This window comes from Pseudomonas sp. WS 5410 (assembly GCF_012985645.1).
Taxonomy (GTDB): domain Bacteria; phylum Pseudomonadota; class Gammaproteobacteria; order Pseudomonadales; family Pseudomonadaceae; genus Aquipseudomonas; species Aquipseudomonas shahriarae.
Genome location: NZ_JAAQWS010000001.1, coordinates 48872 through 74404, shown reverse-complemented (window position 1 = coordinate 74404; position 25533 = coordinate 48872). Strand labels below are relative to the sequence as shown.

Sequence of the window (25533 nt, the reverse complement as noted above, 5' to 3'; positions counted from 1 at the left end):
GCCCACTCCTGGCGCATGACACCAATCCCCGACCCAGAGCGCCTCAGCCCATCAAAGCCGAAACCGCCCCACCGACTGCGCCAACTGCCCCGCCAGCGCCGACAACTCATCCGTAGTCCCGGCCGTCTGGCCAATCACCCGTGTATTGCCTTCCGACATCCCGGCAATCATCTCGACCTGATGCGCGATCTCATTACTTGCCAGGCTCTGCTCACCAATCGTGCGGGTAATGTCGTTAACCAGCTGCGTAGTATTCAACGTCGCGTCAAGAATCTCACGGATCGCCCGCTCCACATCGGCCGTGACGGCCATGCCTTTATCCACCTGGGCCACCCCCTCTTCCATGCTGGTGACAGCCTCGCGGGTGCTTTGCTGGATGCGCGTGACCATGCTGGCGATTTCCTGGGTGGAGGCGCTGGTGCGCCCTGCCAGGCTGCGCACTTCGTCAGCCACCACGGCAAAGCCGCGCCCCTGCTCGCCGGCGCGGGCGGCTTCAATGGCGGCATTGAGGGCCAGCAGGTTGGTCTGGTCGGCAATGCCCTTGATTACCTGGATAATGCTGTAGATGCCTTCGGACTCCTTGTCCAGGGTGCGGATCACCTGGGCCGAGTGTTGCGCCGAGCGAGCGATGGCGTCCATGTCGCTGACGACTTGGTGAATAACTTGCCCACCGTTTTTGGCCAGGGTTTGCGCCTGGTTGGCCATTTCCAGGGCGTGCTCGGCATGCCGGGTGATTTCTTCGATGCTGGCGGTCATTTGGCTGGTGGCGGCCGACATGGTCCCCGCTGCAGAACTCTGCTGCTGACTGCTGGCAGCCACTTCATGGCATCCGTTGCTCAGTTGTTGGCTCATGCGCGTAACGCCCTGGGCATTGCTGCGCACCACGTCGATCATGCCGCGCAGGTCATGTTGCATAACGGCAAGGCTGCGAATCAGCATGCTTGCCTCATCGCGGCTGGCGGGTTCGGGAATCGCTTCGCTAAGGTTGCCATGGGCAATGCTCTCGGCAATCTGCCGCGCCAGTTGCAGCGGCCGCATGATGCTGCGGGTGACCCAGTAGCCCTGGGCAACCAGCAACAACAGGCACAGCACCAGCACCACCGCGAGGGTAAAATTGGCGCTGCGCACGGTTTGACGGGTCTGCTCGCCAGTGGCCTTGGAGTTGTTTTCGATCAGTTCACTGAGGCTGGCCATCCGGCCTTCCAACTGGGTGAAGGCGTCGCTGAAGGTGCCCAGTTCTTGTTGGGCCGCAACCGGATCGTTCAGCGCCACGCCGACAATCCGCTCCCCGAGGGCGATGTAATTGTCGAGGCTGGGCTTGATGTCACTCAGTGCGGCTTCGAGGGTCGGGTTGAGCGGCAGCGCCACGTTATTGCCCAGCGCCTCGCGAAAGTGCGCGGTATGGTCGGTGACGGCTTCAAGTACTTCATCCCGACTGCTGACACTTTTGCCCAGCCCCACCAGCATTGCCGACAGCACATCGGCGCGCAGCGCGTCGTGCATCATGTCGGCCTCCAGATGATTGCTCAGGGCGGTCATGCTGACCTCACTGTCAATCATCGCCGCCTCCATCCGCGCATTCCCCAGGTAGTTCACCAGGCTGATGACCAGCACGGTAAGCACACTGGTGCCGATCAGCAAAAACAGACGAAGTTTTATCGACATCCCTAAGCCCTCTGCGGTTATGGCCTAAAACAAGGTATTGATAGCTGTCGTTTAAAACCCATCGACGCGTTCGTTACCACTGATTTAAGCCTACTTGCAGGTTTTCGCCTTGGTGATGGCGGTTAGGTGTCCTCTGTGACGCCTGACGTCGCCGCCGACTCCTGTGCTGAACGGGATTTATCGGTATAGCAACGTCGCCTGCATGGCGTGCGCAACCATTTGCTCAGCAGTGTGTTCCCCGTCAATGCGCAAGACCGGCACCGTCTGCCTGGAAATCCACACCTCATGCCGCGCGCGGTTGCGCCCGGAACAGCGCGGATCGTCATACTGCGAGGCCCATTCGCGAAAGGCGACATGTATCTCGTGCATATCGCCCCCGGGGGCAATGCGCTCGCCAAAGAGGCGCTTTTCACGCAGGTCCAGCCGCTGGAGGCGCACAGGTGTTGGCGTTATCACGAACACGATCAGGTCCACATGCACCATAAGCGCTTCGCCCCAGCCATCAGAAGAGCCGGTCAGCACCCAGCCTTGGTCACCGAGCGCTTGCTTGATCAAACACACGCGCTCATTGGGTGGCCGTTTGGTGGTGAACGGTGGGTGGGTGGGCAGCCAGTAAAAGTCATCCACATCAACGTGTGGTAGGCCCAACTGCGTTGCGAGGGCCTGCCCCAGCGTCGTTACGCCTGCACACGAAGCTCCTGTGATGTAGATGTGCAATGTTCTCTCCATGAAGACTAGCCGGCGTTGGATTCTACAAGGGCAAAACGGGGGTAGTCCGCTTTGTTATGTTTGTTAACACCCCAGGCCGCTGATTTTCGCCAGTTCGCCTATTCTCATATTCCACCCCACAACACCATTGACCTTGAACCTAAGTGATTTGGCGACCAAGCGGCGCAGGCGCAACACTTGGATGGGCTGCACTTGTTCAATACAGGGCATGATCAGCACAGGCTTCTGGTCGTCGCCTCCATTTCACCCAGGAGACGCGAATATGGGGTATGTCACGACGCAGGACGGTGTTGAGATCTTTTATAAAGACTGGGGCCCACGGGACGCCCAGGTGATCTTCTTTCATCATGGCTGGCCACTCAGTGCCGACGACTGGGATGCGCAGATGCTGTTTTTCCTGGACCACGGCTACCGGGTCATTGCCCACGACCGACGTGGCCATGGGCGATCGAGCCAGGTTTGGGATGGGCACGATATGGATCACTATGCCGATGACGTCGCCGCAGTCGTCGACCATCTCGGCGTGCAGGGTGCGGTGCATGTGGGGCATTCCACCGGTGGCGGCGAGGTCATCCATTACCTTGCGCGCCACGGCGAAGACCGCGTGTCGAAGGCCGTTATCATCAGCGCCGTACCTCCGTTGATGGTGCAAACCCCAAGCAATCCTGGTGGTTTGCCCAAGTCTGTGTTCGATGACATGCAGGCACAGCTCAAAGCTAATCGCGCACAGTTCTACCATGACGTGCCGGCCGGGCCTTTCTACGGTTATAACCGCCCAGGTGCAGAGCCCTCCGAAGGCATCATCCGCAACTGGTGGCGCCAAGGCATGATGGGCTGCGCAAAGGCCCACTATGACGGGATCGTGGCCTTCTCCCAGACCGACTTTACCGAAGCGCTCAAGCGCATCACCCTCCCCGTACTGGTAATGCATGGGGACGATGACCAAATCGTGCCCTATGAAAACTCTGGGCTGCTGTCGGCCAAACTCTTGCAGAACAGCACGCTGAAAACCTATGCAGGGTTTCCCCATGGAATGCCGACAACGAACGCCGATGCGATCAATGCCGATTTGCTCGCGTTTATACGAGGTTAGGCAATAAAGGGCAGATCACTCTGCTGCCCTTCTGGGAAAGGGATGGATCTATTTAATTAAATGGATCTGTCCCTTTTGTTCTTGCTGAACAGCGCCGCCCCGCACTAAGATGCGACGAATTCTCAAATGCATCCAGTTATCGCGCGGAGGCTTTTCGTGTCGTCGCCATCCACTCCTTCAGCCCCTCACGCCGAAATCCGCACGCTGTACATCGATCATCACGCCTGGTTGCTAGATTGGTTGCGCAAGCGGTTGCGTCATGGCGACAACGCTGCCGACCTCGCTCAGGACACCTTTGTGCACATTCTCGGCAAGCCGGAGCGGTTGCAGGAGTTGCGTCAGCCACGGGCCTGGCTGAGCACCGTGGCCCATGGGCTGCTGGTGGATCGTGTGCGCCGCCAGCGGGTTGAACGGGCTTACCTGCAAGCCATTGCCCACCTACCGGAAGCCGGAGTGCCGTCACCGGAATCGCAGCTGATGCTGTTGGAAACCCTGGTGCGCATCGACGCCCTGCTCGATGGCTTACGCCCCAAGGTGCGCATGGCCTTCCTGATGTCGCGGCTCGAAGGCCTCAGCTACAAGGAAATCGCCGAACGTTTGGCCATCAGTCTCAGCTCGGTGGAGAAGTACATGGCCACTGCCATTCGCCACTGCTACCTGGCGCAACAATGAGTGCTCCAGATGAGGTGCTCGACCAGGCGATCGGCTGGCTGGTGCGGATCGAGTCCAACGGCGCAACTCCAGAGGTCCTGGAGGCCTGTCAACGCTGGCGTCAGGCCGACGCGTTGCATGAAACCGTCTGGCAAGCGCTGCAAAAAAGCGACGCGACCTTTCAGAATCTGGCCGTGCTGCCCGGCAGTGTGGCGCGGGATACGCTGGGGCGCCTGAACAGCAATCATCACAGCCGGCGCCAGGCGCTCAAGCTGCTGGGGATGGGGCTACTTGCCAGTGGCGTTACTGGCTGGTCACTGCGCGACAGCACGCTGGTGCCCTGGGGCGCGGACTATGCCACCGGGGTGGGCGAACGGCGGCAGTTCCTGCTGACGGACGGCACCCGCCTGCAACTGAACACCGCCAGCACGGTGGACGTGCAATTCAGTGCCCAGCGCCGGCTGATCACCCTGCGTCGCGGCGAGATGTTCATTGATACCGGCAAGGACAGCGCCGCACCCGGCGGGCGCCGCAGCTTCTGGGTCAGCAGCCGGCATGCACAGTTGCAAGCCATCGGTACCGCCTTTGCGGTGCGTGACGAGCAGCATGGCACGCGCCTGCGGGTCGAGGACGGCGTGGTGGCCATTTACGCAAATGGCAAGCCAGTCCGGGTCGCTGCCGGTGAGGAGTATCTGATCGATGCCCGCGGCAGCCACCGTGTCGAAATCAGCGCCTTCAACGCCAGTGCCTGGACCCGTGGGCAGTTGGTGGCCAAACGCATGCGCCTGCAGGACCTGACCGCCGAACTGGCGCGTTATCGCCACGGCTGGTTGCACTGTGACCCGGTCGTCGCGCAGTTGGAGGTGTCGGGGGTGTTCCAGCTCGACGACATCGACCGTGCCTTGAGCGCCTTGGGTGATTCGCTGCCAGTGCGCATCGAGCGTTTTACCCCGCTTTGGACCCGTGTCGTCGCCCGTTAAGCCGGATGAGAAAAAATCGCAAAAACTTTTACGGGTTTTGCCAAGCCCTTCGACAGACAGGCAATACACCTCGTCATTCGAAAGGAGCTCACCGTTCATGTCCCATGCTTTGAATCCCCCACGGCCCCTACAGCGCAGCGTTCTTGCGCTTACCCTCCAGAGCATTTTGCTGGGTGGCATGGCCGGCCTGCCGCTGGCCAGCTTTGCCGTGCAGGTCGAACAGGCCGATCGCCGCCACTACGACCTGGCCGCGGGGGCGCTGGAAGAGTCGCTCAACAGCTTCGCCCAGGTCGCCGGGATCACCCTACCCTTTGATCCGGCCCTGGTACAGGGCAAGCACGCGCCGGCGCTGCGCGGCGATTTTGCGGTGCATGAAGGCCTCAACCGCCTGCTGCTCGACAGTGGCCTGACCGCTACCCGCAACGCCAGCGGCAACTACCTGCTGATACCCCGTGCCGATGACGCCGGAGCCCTTCAACTGGGCGCGACCACCGTCAGCGGCCTGGCCCTGGGCTCGACCACTGAAAACAGCGGCTCCTACACCACAGGGGCGATGCAGACCGCGACCAAGCTGCCCTTGTCCCTGCGTGAGACGCCGCAGTCGGTGACGGTGATCACCCGCCAGCGCATGGACGACCAGGGCATGCGCAGCCTTGACGATGTGGTCCAGGCCACCCCAGGGCTACGCTTGTCAGCCTCGCGCCCTGCCAACAGCGAGTATTTTGCCCGTGGTTTCCCCATCACCAACCTGATGTTCGACGGCCTGCCCACTACCTATAACGCCGACTGGGTTGCCACGGCTGACCTGGCCCCCTACGACCGCGTCGAAGTGGTGCGCGGCGCCACCGGCATGATGCAGGGCGCCGGCAACCCTTCGGCCGCGATCAATATGGTGCGCAAGCGTCCCACCAGGGAGTTCCAGGCAAGTGTCAGCGCCAGTGCTGGCAGTTGGGACAACTACCGCAGCGAACTGGACATCTCCGGCCCGGTCAATGCCAGCGGCAGCGTGCGCGGGCGCTTTGTCGGTGCCTACAACGACAAGGACAGCTATCAGGATTACGCCGGGCGCGAGCGCGGCGTGTTCTACGGCATCAGCGAGTTCGACCTGAGCGACAGTACGACCTTGACCGTGGGGGCGTCCGATCAGAACGACAATAACAACATCAACTGGGGCGGCTTGCCGGTGAATCCGGATGGCAGCCATATGGGTTTCTCCCGCTCCAAGACCTTCGGCTACAGCTGGTCGCACCAGGACGTCAACAACAAGACACTGTTCGTCGAACTCGATCAACGCTTCGACAACGATTGGCGCCTGCACCTGGGTGCCTCAAAAAACTGGTCCGAATTCAAGATGATGGGTGGCGTCCTCGAACGCAACAACGATGCCACCTACCGCCAGCGCATCTTCAACCAGGGACGGGACTTCGACCAGTCCACCTATGACTTTTTCGCCAGTGGCCCCTTCTCGCTGTTGGGCCGCCAACATGAACTGGTGGTGGGCGCCAGCAAGCGCCAGCTCAAGACCGAGGCCACCGGCGGCCACGTGTTCGTCGGCGTGCCCGACATCAACGGCTTCAGCCCCAAGGGCCTGGCTAGACCGACCGTTCCGGACGTTTACTCCCTCAGTGACAAAGTGGATCAGGAAGGTCTCTACCTGACCACCCGCTGGAACCTTGCCGACCCGCTGAAAGTCATTCTCGGCGCACGCCTGGACTGGTACGACGCCGCCTCCATCTATGACCAGACCAACGATCAGTACTACACCTCGGGCAAAACCAAGGAAGTGCGCCACGTCACCCGCTATGCCGGGGTTATCTATGACCTGGACGACAACCACTCGGCTTATGCCAGCTACACCGACATCTTCCAACCCCAGACCGAGAAGAACGGTGAAGGTGCCGGGATCAAGCCGATCACCGGCGAAAACTATGAAGTGGGCATCAAGGGCGAGTACTTCGGCGGCGCGCTGAACGCCAGCGCTTCGCTGTTCCAGATCGACCAGCTCAACCGTGCAGCGGAAGTGGCGGACGCCAGTGTCTGCCGAGTGATCCCCGCCGGCAGCTACGGCTGCTATGAAGCCGCCGGCAAGGTGCGCAGCCAGGGACTGGAACTTGAGATCAACGGTGCCCTGACGCCCAACTGGCAAGTGGCTGCCGGTTATACCTTCGCCCAGGCCAAGTACGAAAAAGATGCGGACAAGAGCAAAGAAGGCAGCCTGTTCGACACCGACGTCCCCCGCCATATGTTCAAGGCCAATACCACCTACCATCTGCAAGGCGACATGAGCCAGTGGCGCATCGGCGCCAACCTCTATAGCCAAAGCGGAACGTTCAACAAAGGCAGCAACGTGTTTGGCAAGTTCCATATCGAACAGGATGCCTACGCCTTGGTCGGACTGATGGCGGGTTACCAGGTGAATAAACATCTGGATACCCAACTGAACATCAATAACGTGTTCGACAAGAAGTACTACCAGGGCATCGCCAGCAACTCGACCTGGAGCCCGTATGACGTATTTGGTGACCCGCGTAACTTTACTGTTACCGCAAAGTACTCCTTCTAAGCGGCAGCTTGCCTGCGAAGGCCGGGTGTCAGGCACCAGAAATATTGGCTGAACCACCGCCATCGCGGGCAAGCCCGCTCCTACAGGGGAATATCGCCAGCAGGAGATTTTGGGTACACCACCATTCACAGGTGGGCGCCGGCTTGCCGGGGCCCAAAGCATACCGCCCACGGAGAAGACATCGGTGGCCGGGTCGGCACAACTGCTCGGTCGGGTGATCTCGTACAGGCTAAGAGTGTGGGGGAAGTCGCCCTTGAGGCCCCCTCCCCGTTAAACACCCCGTATTGCTTGATGCCTCTCTGTCCGGAACCCAAATGGCTGAATCACTCACTGAGTTGAGCGATCAGGCAACCCCCTGATCCCCTCAACAAGACTTAGGAATCCAGCATGATCAACAGCACTCCATATCAGCCATCAGCGGCCCTCTCAGCCAATGCTCAACCACAGATTGAAGAGCTGCGCATGCCCCCCGAGCCAGGTATGCCGAATAGGCAAACTGTGCGCGTCAGCGTAGCCAATGAACACGTATTCCCGACGGCCGAAAGCTTTCATAAACTGGCCGATTCACTGGGTATTGAAAACGTCAGCGTGTCAATCGGCGCACCTCACTTCGCTGACTATGTAACCCCACCGAAAAATGTGTGGCCCGTCAGCATTCATTTCAGGCCAGACCTGCCCGACGAAAAGTTCAGCCCTGTGCAATTGGAGAAAGTGAACCGGTTTGATCAGCAGATTGACGCAGAACTGCAGCGAAACAAAATCGTAGATCTGGGGCCGCAGTGATGTCGCGGCGTCGAGAGGGTTGAACCATATTCGTGGCGACTACGCCATGCCCTGAGAAGGCGCTAGTTCCAACAAACCTGTGGCAGCAGGCTTGATCTTGGAGGCCCCGCGGGAGCACGATGGCCTCCCTACCCCCTCGACGAAAGGACTGTCGTTATGTTCCCCCTGGAAATCTGGCTGACCTATACCGCCGCCTGCCTGTTGCTGGTGCTCTCCCCCGGGCCGGACAATCTGCTGGCCATCGCCAGGGGCCTGAGCCAGGGGCGTATGGCAGCCGCCATTTCGGGGATCGCGTCGGGTACCGGGATTCTGTTTCACGTGGCCACCGCATCGCTGGGCTTGACCCTGCTGATGCAGACATCCGCCGTGGCCTTCTGGGTGGTCAAAGTCATCGGCGCCAGCTACCTGTTGTGGCTGGGCATCAAGGTCTTGCGTTCGCGCAGCCTGATCAACTTCAAACCGGCGGCGCGGCAACCGCTCAAAAACATCTTCCTCACCGGCTTCCTGTCGGCGGCGCTGAACCCTAAGCCTGGGCTGTTTGTGCTCGCGTTCATTCCGCAGTTCGTCAACCCGTCATTGGGTTCGGTCACCGTGCAAATGATGGTCTATGGCGCCTGGTTCGCCGCATTGACCGCCCTGGGCTTTGCGCTCATGGGGATCTTTGCGACGCGCCTGTCGACATGGCTGCAGCGCAAGCCAAAAGTGGTCAATGGCCTGAATGTGGGCGCCGGACTGACCTTCGTCGCGTCCGGGCTTTCGGTAGCGGCACTCAGTCAAAAATAGACCGGACCAAAGACTGGATGGCCTGCCATTGCTAGCCTGACACCCGTGCCTTGGCCAGCATGTCATCCAACTGCGCAATCAGGTCATCGGCACTGACCTCGACAAAATTCCCACGGGAAGCTGCAAGGATTTTTTCGGCAAATTCGGCGCTGTATTCCAGATCAGGTACCTCGGCTTCCTGGCCCAGGTCGTAGCCAATCATAAACAGCGCAGCCTCCATGGCACGCAATGGATCATTCGGCGCTGCAACCTGCTGGAAGCGGCTGCCGGCAGCGCTCGGATGCTTGAGCACGGCAGTCAGCAACCAGCTGGCGCGCAGGTTCCACATCGCGTGGTGACGCCCGGAACGCAAGCCCGTGAACTTGAACCCGTCGCTGCCAGGGTTGCGGCGCTTTGGCGCGAGGGCATCCTTGTCTTCCTTGGCGTTGGCCCAGGGGAAGCACAGGGCCGGCGGCACTTTTACCAGGCCGTGTGCATGGCAATACTTCACCACCAGCCAACCCAGGCCAGCGGCCACACGGCTGTCATAGATGATGAAGTCCTTGCAGAGCAGGGAATACACCTTGGTCATCCCGGCGTTGAAGCGCAGGTTGTCAGAACGCAACAGCGCCGCGCGCTCGTCGCCCGCGTCCAGCGCCGCCACGACGCTTTGCAGCATGCCGGCCAGCCCAGCCTTATTTGTCTGCAACCAATCCACGTTGTGCGCCATGACCCCACCCCAGCGCATGACATCACTCGCCGCTTCGGCGCTGCGGGAATCGTCGCCGGTTGCCGCCAGCAGGTCTTTACGCAAGGCTGCCAGGGCCACCCCGTTGCTGAGCGCGCTGGTGCCGGAAGCAAAGTCCAGGCGCGAATTGCCCGGATGGTTCCAGCGATAGTGTTCAAATGCGTTGTACAAGCTGCTGCACGACCACTGCACGCCGGTTTTGCGGTTGACGTACTCATGCTTGAACAGCACCGTGGATTCCAGCTCCGTGGCCAACCAGCGAGTGAAAGCAATAACGTGTGGCAGGGCTAGATAGGTTTTGCAGTTCATGAAATGCTCCTGTGGGCTGGCGCTCTAAATCGCGGGATTGCGTGCCAGCGAGCACATAGTCCCAGCGGATAAACCCACTTTTTGTCTTTGAGTATCGGCCATGATCAATTATCACCGACGCCGCACCGCGCTGCGCAAAATCCTGCAGCGCAGCGGCACGTCGATGAAGACCGCAGACATCCATGCGGCGTTGTGCAAGTGGTTCGACGATTACAGCCTGCAGGGCAAAACCACCCTGCGTGACCTTGAAGCCCTGACCCAGACCGAACTGGTCGCCGTGGGTGAAAAAGGCCCGGATAAAAAGGCCAAATACTGGAAGTCCGGGCGCGAGAGTTTCGACCTGACGCTCTGCCCCACCGAAGCCATGACCCTGGCGGCGATTTTTGACCACGCCCAGCGTTTTGGCTTCAACGCCCATACCGAGCAGTTGGGCGAACTGCGCAAATACGCGGCCTCGGAAATGACCAAGCATTCCGCCCGCCCTCTGGCCTGGTCGCAGCGCATTACCAGCGGCACGCGGTTTACCCTGCTTAAGCCGGGCAAGCACGACCCGGCGCACCTGACTACGATTCAAGCAGCGATCCTCGAAGACGCCTCCCTGGAAGTGACCTACCTGCCCAGGGACGCCGACGGCGCCGAATGCCGATACCTGTTGAAACCCCTGGCCCTCTCCTATCAAGACTCCAACGTCTATCTGTCCGCGTATGTGGTGGAGGAGCATTGGCCGGCCGGCTACGTGCCGACAGATCCGCGTGGCAAGTACAGCAGCAACGGCCCGCATACACTGTGCGCGTTGATGCTGCATCGCATGCTGGAGGTCAAGTGCAACTGGATGAACCTGCCGGGCCCGGAGCACTACGATGTCAACTCGCTGGAAGCACAGAAGCACCTGATGACTATCCATGGCGAGGCACCCGTCCCGCTGAAGCTGCGCCTGAGTGCCAATTTGCATAATCGCTTGAGCGAAAACCCGCTGACCGACGACCAGGTGTTCGTGCCCCATGACGAACAGCACTGGGACTTGAGTTGCAGTCTCTATGACACCCAGGGCCTGCGCCTGTTTCTGCTGAGCAATGCTGCCGATATCGAAGTGCTGGCGCCGGCGAACTTGCGCAAGCATGTGCGCCAGACATTGCAGCGCGCGGTGGACTTATACGCGGGCGACCCGGCCTAGGGCGGGCACCGCGGCCGCGCGCCGGGCTGTGGTTTCGATTACCCTGCACGGCGCAAACAGCCCCCCGTGACAAGGACACCCCGTGACCCGAGAACAACTTGAGCACAACCAGATCCCCGTCTACCTCGTCGCCGTGATCGGCGCGGTGCTCGGCGGTCTGCTCGCCCCACAGGCCGCACCGGCTCTTGGCGCCCTGGTAACCCCGACGATTGCCGTGCTGATGTACGCCATGTTCCTGCAGATCCCGTTTCTGCAGTTGCGCCAGGGGCTCGCCAATAAACGCTTTATGGCGGCACTGCTGATTGCCAACTTTGTCTTGATCCCCCTGCTGGTCTGGGGCCTGACCCGTGGCTTGAGCGAGCGTCCGGCGCTGCTGATCGGCGCGTTGCTGGTGCTGCTCACGCCGTGCATCGACTACGTAGTGGTGTTTACCCATATCGGCAAAGGCGATGCGCGGCTGACGCTGGCCGCCACCCCCGTCTTGCTGTTGCTGCAGTTGGCGCTGCTGCCGCTGTACCTGGCGTTGCTGCCGGGCGTAGAGGCGGCGGTGGCAATCCCCATCGGCCCATTTGTCGAGGCGTTTTTGCTGCTGATCGTGGTGCCATTGCTGCTGGCGGTACTGACCAGCGCCGGGGCCCGGCGCTCGCGCCTGGTCGAACGCTGGAACGACGCCTGGGCGTGGATGCCGGTGCCGGCCATGGCGGCGGTGCTGATCGTGGTGATAGGTTCGCAGATCGCGTTTGTCGCGCAGGAGCTCGAACAGTTGCTGCCGGTGGTGCCGGTCTACTTAGGCTTTATGCTACTGGCGCCAATGGTCGGGGCGCTCACGGCCTGGGGCTTTCGTCTGCCGGCAAGCACCGCGCGTTCGGTGACATTCAGCAGTGCAACCCGCAACTCACTGGTGGTCCTGCCGCTGGCGCTGGCACTGCCGGCAGATATCCGCGCCCTGGCCGCCGCTGCCGTTATCACCCAGACCTTGATCGAGCTGGTGTGTGAGCTGATCTATATCCGCGTGATCCCGGCCCTGGTCTGGCGCAGCCGCTAGGATTGCGCACGTGTCGCGTGCCAGCACACCAGTGAACCGGCGGTCACCAGCACCGCCCCCTGCCAGAACTGCGGGGTGAGGTGGGCGCCCAGCCACAGCGCGGCGAAGGCCGAGGACAGTACCGGCGCGCCATAGGACGCGGTCGCCAGCAACGTCAGGTTGCCGCGTAGGATGCCGATATTCCACAGTGCATAGCCGCCCGCCATGGCCACACCGGTGGCCAGCAACTCCAGGCTGTTGCCCAGGCTGAAGGCCGGCAGCACCTCGGCACTGAAGGCGTATTTCACCCACAGTACGGCGGCGGTGAGGATGAAAAACAGCACCACCAGGTTTTGCCCGCCGGCATAGCGCCGCGTGACGTTGCAATACAAGGCGAAAGTAATCGCGCAGCCCAGGGCCAGGCTGTAACTCAGGGGGTTGGATTGCACATTGGCGACGATGGTTGCGAGCGCCAGGCCATCGCCACTGACCACCCACAGAATGCCAAACAGCGCCAGCGCCGAGCCTGGCACGATGATCCAGCGCGCCCTTTGGCCATTCATGACGATTGCCAGCAGCACTGTCAGGCACGGCCAGAGGTAGTTCACCACCCCCAGCTCAATCGCCTGGTTGCGGTTGCTGGCAAACCCCAGAGCCAGGGACAGGCAGACCTCGTAGGCCACGAACAAGCCACTGCCCATGATCAGATAAGGCCAGGACGTGGCACGCAGGCGCGGCCGCCCCAACCAGGCCAGCAGCAGGATGGCGCCCAAGGTGTAGATCAACGCCGCACCGCCCAGTGGCCCGAACAGCTCACTGACACTGCGGATCAACCCGGCGGCGGTGCTCCATAAAATGATCGCGACCAAACCACACACCGTCGCGGCCCGTTCAACCCTGATCTGCATGGATGCCTCTCTGTGAATGTCCCCAACCGCAGCGCCTGCGGCACAAAGGCCGCAACGGTACACGCTTGGGCTATTGCTTGTCTCCTTGTGGGAACCACAACAAAGGAATCTCATTGTGGGCAGAAATTTTGGCCACACCACACCTCAAATGTGGGAGCTGGCTTGCCTGCGATGGCGGTGGGTCAGTCGGCACATCCTTAATTAACCCTCCGCCATCGCGGGCAAGCCCGCTCCCACAGGGGGAACTCAGCGAACAGAAGATTGTGGCCACACCACACCTCAAATGTGGGAGCTGGCTTGCCTGCGATGGCGGTGGATCAGTCGACACATCCCTACTTGACCTACCGCCATCGCGGGCAAGCCCGCTCCCACAGGGGGGAACTCAGCGAACAGAGGATTGTGGCCACACCACAAGTCAAATGTGGGAGCTGGCTTGCCTGCGATGGCGGTGGGTCAGTCGGCACATCCCTACTTGACCCTCCGCTATCGCGGACAAGCCCGCCTACAGGGTGATCTCTTTAGGGCAGGATTTCTTGGTTGGTTGCAGTTCGCGCAACGGTGTCTTGTCATCAATGGTATTGATAGCCCCCTAACGAAACCCCCATCCTAGAGGGCTTGGCCGGCCCTTATATCATTCCGAATGATAGTTACCTTTGTTTCATTCGATTCGTGAGCGAGCACGCTGCCGAGCATGATCCGCCCATCTCAAATACATTTGGCGGATGCACCTCATGGAACAGTCACTCAAACATTTGCGCTATCCCCTGGCCCTTTTGGCCGTGCTGGTGATGAGCGCATGCGGCAAGGCCCCCGAGCAAGCGGCCGCCATGCCCGCCAGCAAAGTCAGCGTTGCCAAGGTCCTGGAACAACCGGTCAATGAATGGGACGAGTTCACCGGCCGCCTGGAAGCCCCGGAAACCGTACAGATCCGCCCACGCGTGTCGGGTCAGATCGACCAGGTCGCCTTTACTGAAGGCGCACTGGTGAAAAAAGGCGACCTGCTGTTCCAGATCGACCCGCGTCCGTTCCAGGCTGAAGTCCGCCGTCTGGAAGCCCAGCTTCAACAAACCAAAGCCGCCGCATCGCGCAGTGACAACGAGGCCCAGCGTGGCGAGCGCTTGCGCCAGAGCAATGCGATTTCCGCCGAACTGGCCGACTCGCGCACCACCGCCGCCCAGGAAGCCCGCGCCGCGGTGGCCGGGATCCAGGCGCAACTTGACCTGGCCCGCCTGAACCTCAGTTTCACCCGCGTCACCTCGCCCATCAGTGGCCGTGTCAGCCGCGCCGCAATCACCGCCGGCAACCTGGTGACCGCCGATGTCACCGAGCTGACCAGCGTGGTCTCCACCGACAAGGTCTACGCCTACTTCGACGCCGATGAGCGCGTGTACCTCAAGTACACCGAACTGGCGCGCCAGGGCCGTCGCGGCGCCACCACCCCGGTGTACCTGGGCCTGTCCAATGAAGACGGCAACCCGCACCTGGGCCAGATGAACTTTGTCGACAACCAGGTCAACCCGGCCACCGGTACCATCCGCGGCCGCGCGGTGTTCGATAACAGCGACGGGCGTTTCACCCCCGGCCTGTATGCGCGCCTCAAGTTGGTCGGCAGCGGCACCTACTCTGCCGTGCTGATCACCGACGAAGCCGTGGGCACCGACCTGGGCAAGAAGTTTGTGCTGGTGATGGACGGCGACAACAAGTCCGCCTACCGCGCCGTGGAACTGGGGCCGAAGATCGAAGGCTTGCGCATCGTGCGCAGCGGCCTGAGCAAGGACGACACCATCATCGTCAAAGGCCTGCAGCGGGTACGTCCGGGTTCGCCGGTTGCCCCAGAAACCATCCCGATGGCCAGCCAGGCAACCCTCGCCGCCCTGGCCCAACAACGACAAGCGCTTGAAGCCAGCAACCTGGAGCAAGTGGCGCCGGATAAAGCCGCGCCCAAGCTCGCCAGTGTCGCGATTCCACGCGGTTAAGGGACTACACACCAGATGAATTTTTCCAAGTTCTTCATATCGCGGCCGATCTTCGCAGCGGTGCTATCGCTGCTAATCCTGATCGCCGGCGCGATCTCGCTGTTCCAACTGCCGATCAGCGAATACCCGGAAGTGGTACCGCCAACCGTGGTGGTGCGCGCCAACTTCCCCGGCGCCAACCCCAAGGTCATCGGCGAAACCGTGGCCTCGCCGCTGGAACAGGCGATCACCGGCGTCGAGAACATGCTCTACATGTCCTCGCAGTCGACCGCCGACGGCAAGCTCACCCTGACCATCACCTTTGCCCTGGGCACCGACCTGGATAACGCGCAGGTACAGGTGCAAAACCGTGTGACGCGCACTCAGCCCAAACTGCCTGAGGAAGTGACGCGCATCGGGATTACCGTGGACAAGGCCTCCCCCGACCTGACCATGGTCGTGCACTTGACCTCCCCGGACCAGCGCTACGACATGCTCTACCTGTCCAACTACGCGATCCTCAATATCAAGGATGAATTGGCGCGCCTGGGCGGCGTGGGTGATGTGCAGTTGTTCGGCATGGGCGATTACTCCCTGCGGGTGTGGCTGGACCCGAACAAGACCGCCTCGCGCAACCTGACTGCCACCGATGTGGTGACCGCGATCCGCGAACAGAACCGCCAGGTGGCCGCCGGTGCCCTGGGTGCGCAGCCTGCGCCCAACGACACCAGCTTCCAATTGTCGGTCAATACCCAAGGCCGCCTGGTCACCGAGGAAGAGTTCGAAAACATCGTGATTCGCGCCGGCGACAACGGTGAAATCACGCGCCTCAAGGACATCGCCCGTGTTGAGCTGGGCTCCAGCCAATATGCCCTGCGCTCGCTGATCGACAATCAGCCGGCGGTGGCGATTCCGATCTTCCAGCGCCCAGGCTCCAATGCCATCGACATCTCCAATGATGTGCGCAGCAAAATGGCCGAGCTGAAAAAGAGCTTCCCCGAAGGCATGGACTACCGCATCGCCTACGACCCGACCGTGTTTGTGCGCGGCTCGATCGAGGCGGTGGTGCACACCTTGTTCGAGGCGTTGATCCTGGTGGTGCTGGTGGTGATCCTGTTCCTGCAGACCTGGCGTGCGTCGATCATCCCCCTGGTCGCGGTGCCGGTGTCGTTGATCGGCACCTTTGCGGTAATGCACCTGTTCGGCTTCTCCCTCAATGCGCTGTCGCTGTTCGGCCTGGTGCTGGCCATCGGCATCGTGGTGGACGACGCCATCGTGGTGGTGGAGAACGTCGAACGTAACATCGAGCTGGGCCTGGAGCCCTTCCCAGCCACCGAAAAAGCCATGAGCGAAGTGACCGGGCCGATCATTGCCACGGCGCTGGTGCTGTGTGCGGTGTTTATTCCGGCCGCCTTTATCAGTGGCTTGACCGGGCAGTTCTACAAGCAGTTTGCCCTGACCATCGCCATCTCCACCGTGATTTCGGCATTCAACTCCCTGACCCTGTCGCCGGCCCTGGCAGCGGTCTTGCTGCGCAGCCATGACGCGCCGAAAGACCGGTTCTCCAAGTTCCTCGACAAGCTCTTCGGTGGTTGGCTGTTCCGCCCGTTCAACCGTTTCTTCGAAAAGGCCAGCCATGGCTATGTAGGCACCGTGCGCCGAGTGATTCGCGGCACCGGTATCGCGCTGTTCGTGTATGGCGGCCTGATGGTGCTGACCTTCTTCGGCTTTGCCCACACACCGACCGGTTTCGTACCGGCCCAGGACAAGCAATACCTGGTGGCCTTCGCCCAGTTGCCGGACGCCGCCAGCCTGGACCGCACCGAAAACGTGATCAAGCGCATGTCCGACATCGCCTTGAAACAGCCCGGCGTGGAAAGCGCCATCGCCTTCCCGGGCCTGTCGATCAATGGGTTCACCAACAGCCCGAACAGCGGCATCGTGTTCGTGACGTTGAAACCGTTCGGCGAGCGTAAAGACCCAAGCATGTCCGCCGGGGCGATTGCCGGGGCGCTGAACGGCAAGTACGCCGATATCCAGGAAGCCTACATGGCGATCTTCCCACCGCCGCCGGTACAGGGCCTGGGCACTATCGGCGGGTTCCGCCTGCAGGTCGAAGACCGTGGCAACCTGGGCTACGAGGAACTGTACAAAGAAGTACAGAACGTCATCGCCAAGAGCCACAACGTGCCGGAACTGTTTGGCCTGTTCACCAGCTACACGGTCAACGTGCCCCAGGTCGATGCTGCTATCGACCGGGAAAAAGCCAAGACCCACGGCGTGGCGATCAGCGACATCTTCGACACCCTGCAGATCTACCTGGGCTCGTTGTATGCCAACGACTTCAACCGCTTTGGCCGGACCTATCAGGTCAACGTGCAGGCTGAACAGCAGTTCCGCCTGGACCAGGATCAGATCGGCCAATTGAAAGTGCGCAACAACAAGGGCGAGATGATCCCGCTGGCGACCTTTATCAAGGTCAGCGACACCTCGGGGCCGGACCGCGTGATGCACTACAACGGCTTTATCACCGCCGAGATCAACGGCAACGCTGCACCCGGCTACAGCTCGGGCCAGGCAGAGGCAGCGATCGAAAAACTGCTCAAAGAGGAACTGCCCAACGGCATGACCTACGAGTGGACCGACCTGACGTACCAGCAAATCCTCTCGGGCAACACCGCGCTGTTCGTGTTCCCGCTCTGCGTACTGCTGGCGTTTCTGGTACTGGCCGCCCAGTACGAAAGCTGGAGCCTGCCACTGGCGGTGATCCTGATCGTACCGATGACCCTGCTGTCGGCTATTACCGGGGTGATTCTGTCCGGTGGCGACAACAACATCTTTACCCAGATCGGCTTGATCGTACTGGTGGGATTGGCCTGTAAGAACGCGATTCTGATCGTCGAGTTCGCCAAGGATAAACAGGAAGAAGGCCTCGACCCGCTGGCTGCGGTGCTGGAAGCCTGCCGCCTGCGTCTGCGGCCGATCCTGATGACCTCGTTCGCCTTCATCATGGGCGTGGTGCCCCTGGTGTTCTCCAGCGGCGCCGGTGCCGAGATGCGTCATGCCATGGGTGTGGCGGTGTTCTCCGGGATGATCGGGGTGACCTTCTTCGGCCTGTTGCTGACGCCGGTGTTCTACGTGTTGATCCGCCGTTATGTGGAGCGCAGCGAAGCACGCAAAGCGGCCAAGGCCTTGCAGCTGGAGACACAGCAATGAGTGTGAAAGTGTTCCTGCCGAGCCTGCTGGTACTGGCGCTCGCCGCCTGTGCCGTCGGCCCGGACTATAAAGCCCAGCAGTTGGAGGCGGCCAATATCACGGCCGCCACCGATGCCAAGCAGTACGACCACGCCAAGTTCGAAGGCATCTGGTGGCAACAGTTCGAGGACCCGATCCTTAACCAGTTGGTGACCCAATCGCTAAGCGGCAACCGGGATTTGCGAGTAGCGTTTGCCCGCCTGCGGGCTGCCCGGGCGATTCGCGATGACGCCAGCAATGACGCGATGCCGACCATCACCAGCCGTGCCAGCAGCGATTTGGCCAAGGGCCAGATCCCAGGCCAGACCACCCGCCGGGTCAATAGCGAACGCTATGACCTGGGCCTGGACATGGCTTGGGAACTGGACCTGTTTGGCCGCATTCAGCGCAACCTGGAAGCCAGTGACGCTGACCAGCAGGCCGCCGAAGCCGACCTCTATCAACTGCAGGTCAGCATGATTGCCGAACTGGTGGACGCCTACGGCCAACTGCGCGGGGCGCAACTGCGGGAAAAAATCGCCCTGGCCAACCTGAAGAACCAGCAGGATTCGCGCACCATCACCGAAAGCCTGCGTGACGCCGGCGTCGGTGATCAACTGGACGTGGTGCGTGCCGATGCGCGCCTGGCAGCGGTCGAAGCCAGCGTGCCGCAATTGCAGGCCGAGCAGGTGCGCGAGCGCAATCGCATCGCCACCCTCCTCGGCCAGCGCCCGGACAAACTCAGCGTGGACCTGAGCCCGGCCAACCTGCCGGCGATTGCCAAGGCCTTGCCGATTGGTGACCCGGGGCAGTTGCTGCAACGGCGCCCGGACATTCTCAGTGCCGAACGCAAACTGGCGGCCGCCACCGCGCGAATCGGCGTGGCCAAGGCCGACCTGTTTCCACGGGTCAGCCTCAGTGGTTTCCTCGGGTTTACCGCTGGCCGTGGCTCGCAGATCGGCTCATCCGCCGCCAATGCCTGGGCCCTGGGCCCGAGCATCACCTGGGCCGCCTTTGACCTGGGCAGCGTACGCGCCCGCTTGCGCGGTGCGGATGCCGAAGCCGATGGCGCCCTGGCCACCTACGAGCAGCAAGTGCTGCTGGCGTTGGAAGAGTCAGAGAACGCCTTCAGCGACTACGGCAAGCGCCAGCAGCGCCTGGTGTCGCTGATCCGCCAGAGCGAATCGAGCCGTGCCGCGGCCGACCTGGCGCAGATTCGCTACCGCGAAGGCACCGCCGACTTCCTCGTGCTGCTCGACGCCCAGCGTGAACGCCTGGCGGCCGAAGACGCCCAGGCCCTGGCCGAAGTGGACCTGTATCGCGGCATCGTGGCGATCTACAAGGCATTGGGTGGCGGCTGGCAGCCGGAGACGGTGGTCGCCAGCGCAAAATGATTTAAAGAGCTCCTTTGGTTGGTCGCATCCAACCAATTTTTGCCCCGTGGTCCATTCGGTCACGGGGCTTTTTTTGCCTGCGTGAAACCGGTCAAACCCTTTGCTTAAAGACGGTCACAAAGATCAAAGGTAGGAGCTGCGCTGATCCAACTCAGCTGGATTCCGTGAGGATCAAGCTGCGGTAATGCCCGGGATTGGAGCCCGACCATTTGCGAAAGGCCTTGTAGAACGAGCTCACATCGGCAAAACCCAGGCGGCTGGCGATCTCGGCGAAGCTGATATCGGCCTCGGCCAGCCACACCACTGCCAGCTCCTTGCGCACGCTGTCCTTGAGCCCCTGGTACGTCTGCCCTTCTTCGGCCAAGCGCCGGCGCAGCGTCGAGGCGGACATGCACAACTCATGGGCCAGACTGTCGGTTTCCGGCCACTGTTGGGCCGGGCGCTGGCGCAGGTCGTGTTTGATGCGCATCGCCAGGCTGTCCGGGTCGCGGTATTTGACCAGGATGTTGGCGGGCGCCTGGGCCAGGAAGCGCTTGAGTTCCTCGGGGCTGCGCTTGACCGGCAGGTCGAGGCAGTCTGCCGAAAAGATCATGCGCGTACGGGTGCGATCAAAACGCAGGTTGTCGGAAAACATCACCTGGTAATCATCACAAAACGCCGGCTGCGCACTGCGCAATTCGATGGCCAGGATCGGGATGCGTCGGCCGGCCAGCCAGCAGGCGACGCCGTGGACGATCATCCAGTAGCAAAAGTAGGTAAACGCGCGCCGTGGTTCCGGCTCAGGTTCCAGCAGCACGATTTCCGCCAGGCTTTGCTGACGCACCAGCTGCGCGGGAAGGTGTTCAAGCATCAACGACAGGAAGCCCAGGCCGGTTTCCAGGGCCTCGCCCAGGGTGGGCTGGGCCATGGAGGCACGACACAAAAACCCCAGGCTGCCCGACTTCAACTTGCGCGGGTCCATGCCAAAGAACTCATCATCCCGGCGCCGCGCCAGCAAGCGCCAGAGCCGCGCGTATGCCAGCGCCGGAACCCGGGCGGCGGGCTGCTCCAGCAACGCGGGGTTGATCCCGACCTTGCTCAGGGCCTCCCACGTCGCCGCACCGGGGGCGCAACTCTGCAACAGGGCTTCACGAACCAGGTGGATGGAGATTGTGTCTTTTTCCGACATGGGCCAGGGCTCAATCTTGTAGGTCGGCCATTGTAGGAGCGTGTTGGCTTGTAAGGAACACATACCCCACGCAGCAACGACATAGAGGGCTGTTCAGGCCGCGTTCAGAAAACGTCAAGATCCTCTGTTTAGTAATGAGTATCATTATGTTACAACTTAGCACCCTAACTAATTACGTTGCGGTGCCCGATGCTCGTCCCCTTTCTCATCATGCTGCGCGAAGGCATTGAAGCCGCATTGATCGTTGGCATCATCGCCAGCTACCTGCAACAGACCGGCCGTGGCCAATGGATGCCAGCGGTATGGATCGGCGTATTTCTCGCAGCCGCCCTGGCCCTGCTGGTCGGCGGTGGCCTGGAGTTGGTCAGCGCCGAGTTCCCGCAAAAACAGCAAGAGCTGTTCGAAGGCATTGTCGGCCTGGTCGCCGTGGGGATTCTCAGCTCCATGGTGTTCTGGATGCGCAAGGTCGCACGCTCGATCAAGCACTCCCTGCACCAGTCCCTGGATCACGCGTTGGCCGGCTCGCGCAACCAGGTGCTTGCCCTGATCGCCATGGTGTTTTTCGCCGTGGCCCGTGAAGGCCTGGAGACGGTGTTCTTCTTGCTGGCGGTGTTCCAGCAGAGCGAAGGCCCGGCCGCGCCCATCGGCGCCCTGCTCGGCCTGGTGCTGGCGATCATCGTCGGGCTCCTGATCTACAGCGGCAGCATGCGCCTGAACCTCGGTGCGTTCTTTCGCTGGACCGGGCTGTTCATCCTGGTGGTAGCCGCCGGGATCCTCGCCAACTCGGTGCAGGCCCTGCATGAAGCCGGGGTGTGGAACCACCTGCAAGGCGTGCTGTTCGATTTCAGCGCAACCCTGCCGATGGATGGCCCGCTGGGTTCGGTGCTGGCCGGCATGTTCGGCTACCAGGACGCACCGACCGTCAGCACCCTGGGCGCCTACCTGATTTACCTGGTGCTGGCGCTGGCGATGTTCTTTATGCCCGCCGCGCCAGCCACCTCTTCTTCCGTCTCCAGCCAGTAAGGTCGTCCCTTGCCAAACCCAGCCCCTGCCTCACCACCCCGCGCGTTGCGTTGGGCGGTCACCGGTTCGGTGATCGTGATGATCGCCGCCGGCGGCCTGTTCTACTACGCCGCGCAATTGGCCGCCGCCAAGCGCCAGGTCAATCACAACGAAATCGCCGTGATCATCCACGCCCACGCCTGCGAACCCAACGCCCTGACCGTACCGGCGGGCCGTGCGAGTTTTCGCATCATCAACCGTTCGGATCGCGCGGTGGAGTGGGAAATCCTTGACGGCGTGCTGGTGGTCGAAGAGCGCGAAAACATTGCGCCGGGCTTGAGCCAGGTGATCAACGCCAACCTGCTGCCGGGCGACTACGCCATCACCTGCGGCCTGTTGAGCAACCCACGCGGCACCCTGCATGTAACCCCGACGGCCGAGTCTGACGCCCAGGCCAAAGCCAAGCCCTCGATGGTGGCCTTTATCGGCCCGCTGTCGGAATTTCGCGTGTACCTGAGCAGCCAGGGTGGCGCTTTGATCAAGGCCGTCAGCGCCCTTGAACAAGCGATTGCCGCCGGCGACCTGGCCCAGGCCCAGGCCCTGTACCTGCCGGCTCGCGAGGCTTACCAACGACTGGCCCCGGCGGCCCAGCGCCTGGCCGAGCTGGACAACGCGATCAATGCCCGCGCCGATTACTTCGAGAGCCGTGAACAAGACCCGGCCTTCAGCGGCTTCCATCGCCTGGAGTACGGCCTGTTCGAGCAGCACACTCTCGGCGACCTGACACCGATTGCCCAGCGCCTGCTGGCCGATGTCACCACCCTCAAGCAACAGTTGTTGGCGCAGTCGCTGCCGCCCGAGCAACTGGTAAGCATCCTGGTGCGCAACCTCAACAGCCTGGCCGACGTGCGCGCCGCCAGTGGCGAAGAGGAGCGCTACAGCCACCTCGACCTCAACGGTTTTGCCGCCAACCTGACGGTGACGCGCAAGGTGGTGGACCTGATGCGGCCGCTGTTGACCAAGTCCGCCGCCGACCTGCTGCCGGGAATTGATAGCGCGATCAACGCCTTCGCCGCGCAACTCGACGACTTGCAGGTCGATGGCCATTACCGCAGCTACAACCGCGTTACCGCCGCTCAGCGCCAGCTGATCGCCGACAAGGCCAAGGCTCTGGCCGCCGCACTCGATGGAATCGACCCAGCCCTTGGCCTCTCCGGCCTTAAGTGAAGACGACCAAACACATGAGTGATTCACCACAGTTCAACGCCCAACGCCGCCGTGTGTTGCTCGGGATGGCCGCCACCGGCGCCGCGATTGCCGGCAGCAGCCTCAGTTGCCCGGCAATGGCAGCCGGCGCAGCCCAGGTCACCACCGCGCCCAGCAGCGAAAAAACCCAGGACCACCAGGCCTTCCACGGCAAGCACCAGAGCGGCATCGTCACCCCGCGCCCGGCCTGCGGCATGCTGGTAGCGTTCGACGTCCTGGCCAGCGACCGCGAAGACCTGGAGCGCCTGTTTCGCACCCTCAACCAGCGCATCCGTTTTTTGATGACCGGCGGCAGCGTGCCGCAAGTCGACCCGAAACTGCCGCCCAGCGACTCCGGGATCCTCGGCCCGGTGGTCAGCCCGGATAACCTGACCATCACCGTATCGGTGGGTGAATCGCTGTTCGACGAGCGTTTCGGCCTGGCCGCCGCCAAACCCAAACGCCTGATCCGCATGGTCGGCTTCCCCAACGACGCCCTGGAACCGGCGCAGTGCCACGGTGATTTGAGCCTGCAGTTCAGCTCCAACACCCCCGACACCAATATCCACGCCCTGCGCGATATCGTGAAAAACCTGCCGGACCTGCTGCTGGTGCGCTGGAAACAGGAAGGCAGCGTACCGCCCCAGGCCCCTGCCCGTGCCGGGCAACCGGCGCAGAGCGCACGCAACTTCCTGGGCTTTCGCGATGGCTCGGCCAACCCCGACTCCAACGACACCAAAACCATGGACCAACTGGTCTGGGTCCAGCCCGGCAGTGATGAGCCCGCGTGGGCCGCCCATGGCAGCTACCAGGCGGTACGGATCATCCGCAATTTCGTCGAACGCTGGGACCGCACGCCCTTGCAGGAGCAGGAAAGCATCATCGGTCGGATCAAGACCAGCGGCGCGCCCATGGACGGTCACAGCGAAGCCCAGGTGCCCGACTACAGCAAGGATCCGGCCGGCAAACTGACCAAGCTCGATGCCCATATCCGCCTGGCCAACCCGCGCACGGCCGCGACCCAGGCCAACCTGATCCTGCGTCGGCCATTCAACTACTCCAACGGCGTCAACAAGAACGGCCAGCTGGACATGGGCCTGTTGTTTATCTGCTATCAGGCGGACCTGGAGAAAGGCTTTATCAGCGTACAAACCCGGCTCAATGGCGAGCCCCTGGAGGAATACCTCAAGCCAGTGGGCGGCGGGTATTTCTTCACCTTGCCGGGCGCCACCGGGCCGCAGGATTTCATCGGCCGAACCTTGCTGCACAGCACTGCCAAGACCTAACCCCCCCACAGCGGAAACCGCCCCATGAACATGTCATCTCTTGCGTTGTTACTGAGCCTTTCTCCGCTCGCGGCCTTTGCCGCGCCGGCGCCCCTGGATCTGGTGGGCCCGGTGTCGGACTACAAGATCTATGTCACCGACAAGATCGAGGAACTGGTGACCCAGACCCAAGCCTTCACCGACGCGGTGAAAAAAGGTGACCTGGCCACCGCGAAAAAACTCTACGCGCCCACCCGCGTTTACTACGAATCCATCGAACCCATCGCCGAGCTGTTCAGCGACCTCGATGCATCGATCGACTCACGGGTCGACGACCACGAAAAAGGTGTGAAAGCCGAAGACTTCACCGGCTTCCACCGCATTGAATACAGCCTGTTTGCCGAAAACACTACCCAGGGCCTGGGCGCCCTTGCCGACGGCTTGAACACGGACGTCAAGGATCTGCAAACCCGCGTTGCCGGTCTGACCTTCCCGCCGGAAAAAGTCGTCGGCGGCGCTGCCGCGTTGCTCGAAGAAGTGGCCGCCACGAAGATTTCCGGTGAAGAAGACCGCTACAGCCACACCGACCTGTATGACTTCCAGGGCAATATCGACGGAGCGAAAAAAATCGTCGACCTGTTCCGTGGGCAGATCGAACAGCAGGACAAGGCGTTTTTGGCCAAGGTCGACAAGAACTTCGCCACGGTGAACACCATCCTGGCCAAATACAAAACTGCCGATGGCGGCTTTGAAACCTACGACAAGGTCAAGGAAAGCGACCGCAAGGCCCTGGTGGGCCCGGTCAACACCCTGGCCGAAGACCTGTCGACCCTGCGTGGCAAACTGGGTTTGAACTGACACCTCAACGCTAGCGGCTCTGA

The 25533-nt window shown here is 61.7% G+C and carries 20 protein-coding genes; 15 read left to right on the top strand and 5 right to left on the bottom strand.

The genetic code is table 11. The features are described 5' to 3' along the window. Positions 1–51: 51 nt before the first annotated feature. Positions 52–1665: a methyl-accepting chemotaxis protein gene (locus tag HBO24_RS00330; RefSeq protein ID WP_169961031.1), complete on the bottom strand. Its 1614-nt coding sequence runs from the start codon at positions 1663–1665 to the stop codon at positions 52–54. 177 nt (positions 1666–1842) lie between these two features. Next, positions 1843–2382 carry an adenylate kinase gene (locus HBO24_RS00325; RefSeq protein ID WP_057438406.1) on the bottom strand — a complete coding sequence of 180 codons (540 nt, stop codon included), beginning with the start codon at positions 2380–2382 and terminating at the stop codon, positions 1843–1845. 274 nt (positions 2383–2656) lie between these two features. Between HBO24_RS00325 and HBO24_RS00320 the strand changes: the two genes are divergently transcribed. From HBO24_RS00320 to HBO24_RS00295, 6 genes are all read left to right on the top strand, one after another. Then, positions 2657–3487 (top strand): alpha/beta hydrolase, encoded by an 831-nt coding sequence (locus HBO24_RS00320; RefSeq protein ID WP_057438405.1) that lies wholly within the window; start codon positions 2657–2659, stop codon positions 3485–3487. A 156-nt stretch (positions 3488–3643) separates the two neighbouring features. Then, entirely contained in the window at positions 3644–4159 is a 516-nt protein-coding gene (locus tag HBO24_RS00315; protein WP_262153163.1) for a sigma-70 family RNA polymerase sigma factor, read from the top strand. Next, on the top strand, positions 4156–5118 hold the full coding sequence (locus tag HBO24_RS00310; RefSeq protein WP_115128169.1) for a FecR domain-containing protein: 963 nt from the start codon (positions 4156–4158) through the stop codon (positions 5116–5118). The genes HBO24_RS00315 and HBO24_RS00310 overlap by 4 nt, the downstream gene beginning before the upstream one ends. Positions 5119–5215: 97 nt before the next feature. Then, positions 5216–7681, top strand: a complete 2466-nt coding sequence (locus HBO24_RS00305) for a TonB-dependent siderophore receptor (protein WP_169961028.1) — start codon at positions 5216–5218, stop codon at positions 7679–7681. A gap of 387 nt (positions 7682–8068) precedes the next feature. Next, positions 8069–8464, top strand: coding sequence for a hypothetical protein (locus HBO24_RS00300; RefSeq protein ID WP_120732970.1), 396 nt, complete (start codon positions 8069–8071; stop codon positions 8462–8464). Positions 8465–8620: 156 nt separating this feature from the next. After that, positions 8621–9247 (top strand): LysE family translocator, encoded by a 627-nt coding sequence (locus HBO24_RS00295; RefSeq protein ID WP_057438400.1) that lies wholly within the window; start codon positions 8621–8623, stop codon positions 9245–9247. 31 nt (positions 9248–9278) lie between these two features. Here HBO24_RS00295 and HBO24_RS00290 read toward each other — a convergent pair whose 3' ends face one another. Continuing rightward, a complete protein-coding gene (locus tag HBO24_RS00290) occupies positions 9279–10283 on the bottom strand; it encodes a hypothetical protein (RefSeq protein ID WP_232545027.1) in 1005 nt (334 codons plus the stop codon). 100 nt (positions 10284–10383) lie between these two features. Between HBO24_RS00290 and HBO24_RS00285 the strand changes: the two genes are divergently transcribed. Together HBO24_RS00285 and HBO24_RS00280 are read left to right on the top strand one after the other, a co-directional pair. Continuing rightward, on the top strand, positions 10384–11457 hold the full coding sequence (locus HBO24_RS00285) for a WYL domain-containing protein (RefSeq protein ID WP_170059091.1): 1074 nt from the start codon (positions 10384–10386) through the stop codon (positions 11455–11457). An 82-nt stretch (positions 11458–11539) separates the two neighbouring features. After that, positions 11540–12502 (top strand): arsenic resistance protein, encoded by a 963-nt coding sequence (locus HBO24_RS00280; protein WP_057438398.1) that lies wholly within the window; start codon positions 11540–11542, stop codon positions 12500–12502. Here HBO24_RS00280 and yddG read toward each other — a convergent pair. Further along, positions 12499–13389 (bottom strand): aromatic amino acid DMT transporter YddG, encoded by an 891-nt coding sequence (gene yddG / locus HBO24_RS00275; RefSeq protein ID WP_057438397.1) that lies wholly within the window; start codon positions 13387–13389, stop codon positions 12499–12501. The genes HBO24_RS00280 and yddG overlap by 4 nt on opposite strands. 731 nt (positions 13390–14120) lie before the next feature. Here yddG and mexE point away from each other — a divergent pair. Genes mexE through HBO24_RS00260 form a run of 3 tightly spaced genes read left to right on the top strand, consistent with a single transcriptional unit; the run spans position 14121 to position 19972 of the window. Further along, the gene (gene mexE, locus HBO24_RS00270) at positions 14121–15365 is read left to right on the top strand and encodes a multidrug efflux RND transporter periplasmic adaptor subunit MexE (protein WP_057440123.1); all 1245 of its coding nucleotides are present in this window, start codon (positions 14121–14123) and stop codon (positions 15363–15365) included. 15 nt (positions 15366–15380) lie between these two features. Then, a complete protein-coding gene (locus tag HBO24_RS00265; protein ID WP_057440116.1) occupies positions 15381–18560 on the top strand; it encodes an efflux RND transporter permease subunit in 3180 nt (1059 codons plus the stop codon). After that, a complete protein-coding gene (locus HBO24_RS00260; RefSeq protein ID WP_057959735.1) occupies positions 18557–19972 on the top strand; it encodes a TolC family protein in 1416 nt (471 codons plus the stop codon). Before HBO24_RS00265 ends, HBO24_RS00260 begins: the two co-directional genes overlap by 4 nt. 151 nt (positions 19973–20123) lie before the next feature. Here HBO24_RS00260 and HBO24_RS00255 read toward each other — a convergent pair whose 3' ends face one another. Beyond that, positions 20124–21140, bottom strand: coding sequence for an AraC family transcriptional regulator (locus tag HBO24_RS00255; RefSeq protein WP_169961025.1), 1017 nt, complete (start codon positions 21138–21140; stop codon positions 20124–20126). A gap of 189 nt (positions 21141–21329) precedes the next feature. On the opposite strand from HBO24_RS00255, the gene efeU reads away from it, so the two are divergent. The 4 genes from efeU to efeO (HBO24_RS00235) all read left to right on the top strand — a co-directional run bounded on the left by efeU (position 21330) and on the right by efeO (HBO24_RS00235) (position 25510). Further along, positions 21330–22163: an iron uptake transporter permease EfeU gene (gene efeU / locus HBO24_RS00250; RefSeq protein ID WP_169961024.1), complete on the top strand. Its 834-nt coding sequence runs from the start codon at positions 21330–21332 to the stop codon at positions 22161–22163. 78 nt (positions 22164–22241) lie between these two features. Further along, positions 22242–23369, top strand: a complete 1128-nt coding sequence (gene efeO, locus HBO24_RS00245) for an iron uptake system protein EfeO (protein ID WP_233092052.1) — start codon at positions 22242–22244, stop codon at positions 23367–23369. Positions 23370–23383: 14 nt separating this feature from the next. Beyond that, positions 23384–24673: an iron uptake transporter deferrochelatase/peroxidase subunit gene (efeB, locus tag HBO24_RS00240; RefSeq protein WP_057959776.1), complete on the top strand. Its 1290-nt coding sequence runs from the start codon at positions 23384–23386 to the stop codon at positions 24671–24673. Between the two features lie 24 nt (positions 24674–24697). Further along, positions 24698–25510 (top strand): iron uptake system protein EfeO, encoded by an 813-nt coding sequence (efeO, locus tag HBO24_RS00235; RefSeq protein WP_169961022.1) that lies wholly within the window; start codon positions 24698–24700, stop codon positions 25508–25510. Positions 25511–25533 lie beyond the last annotated feature (23 nt).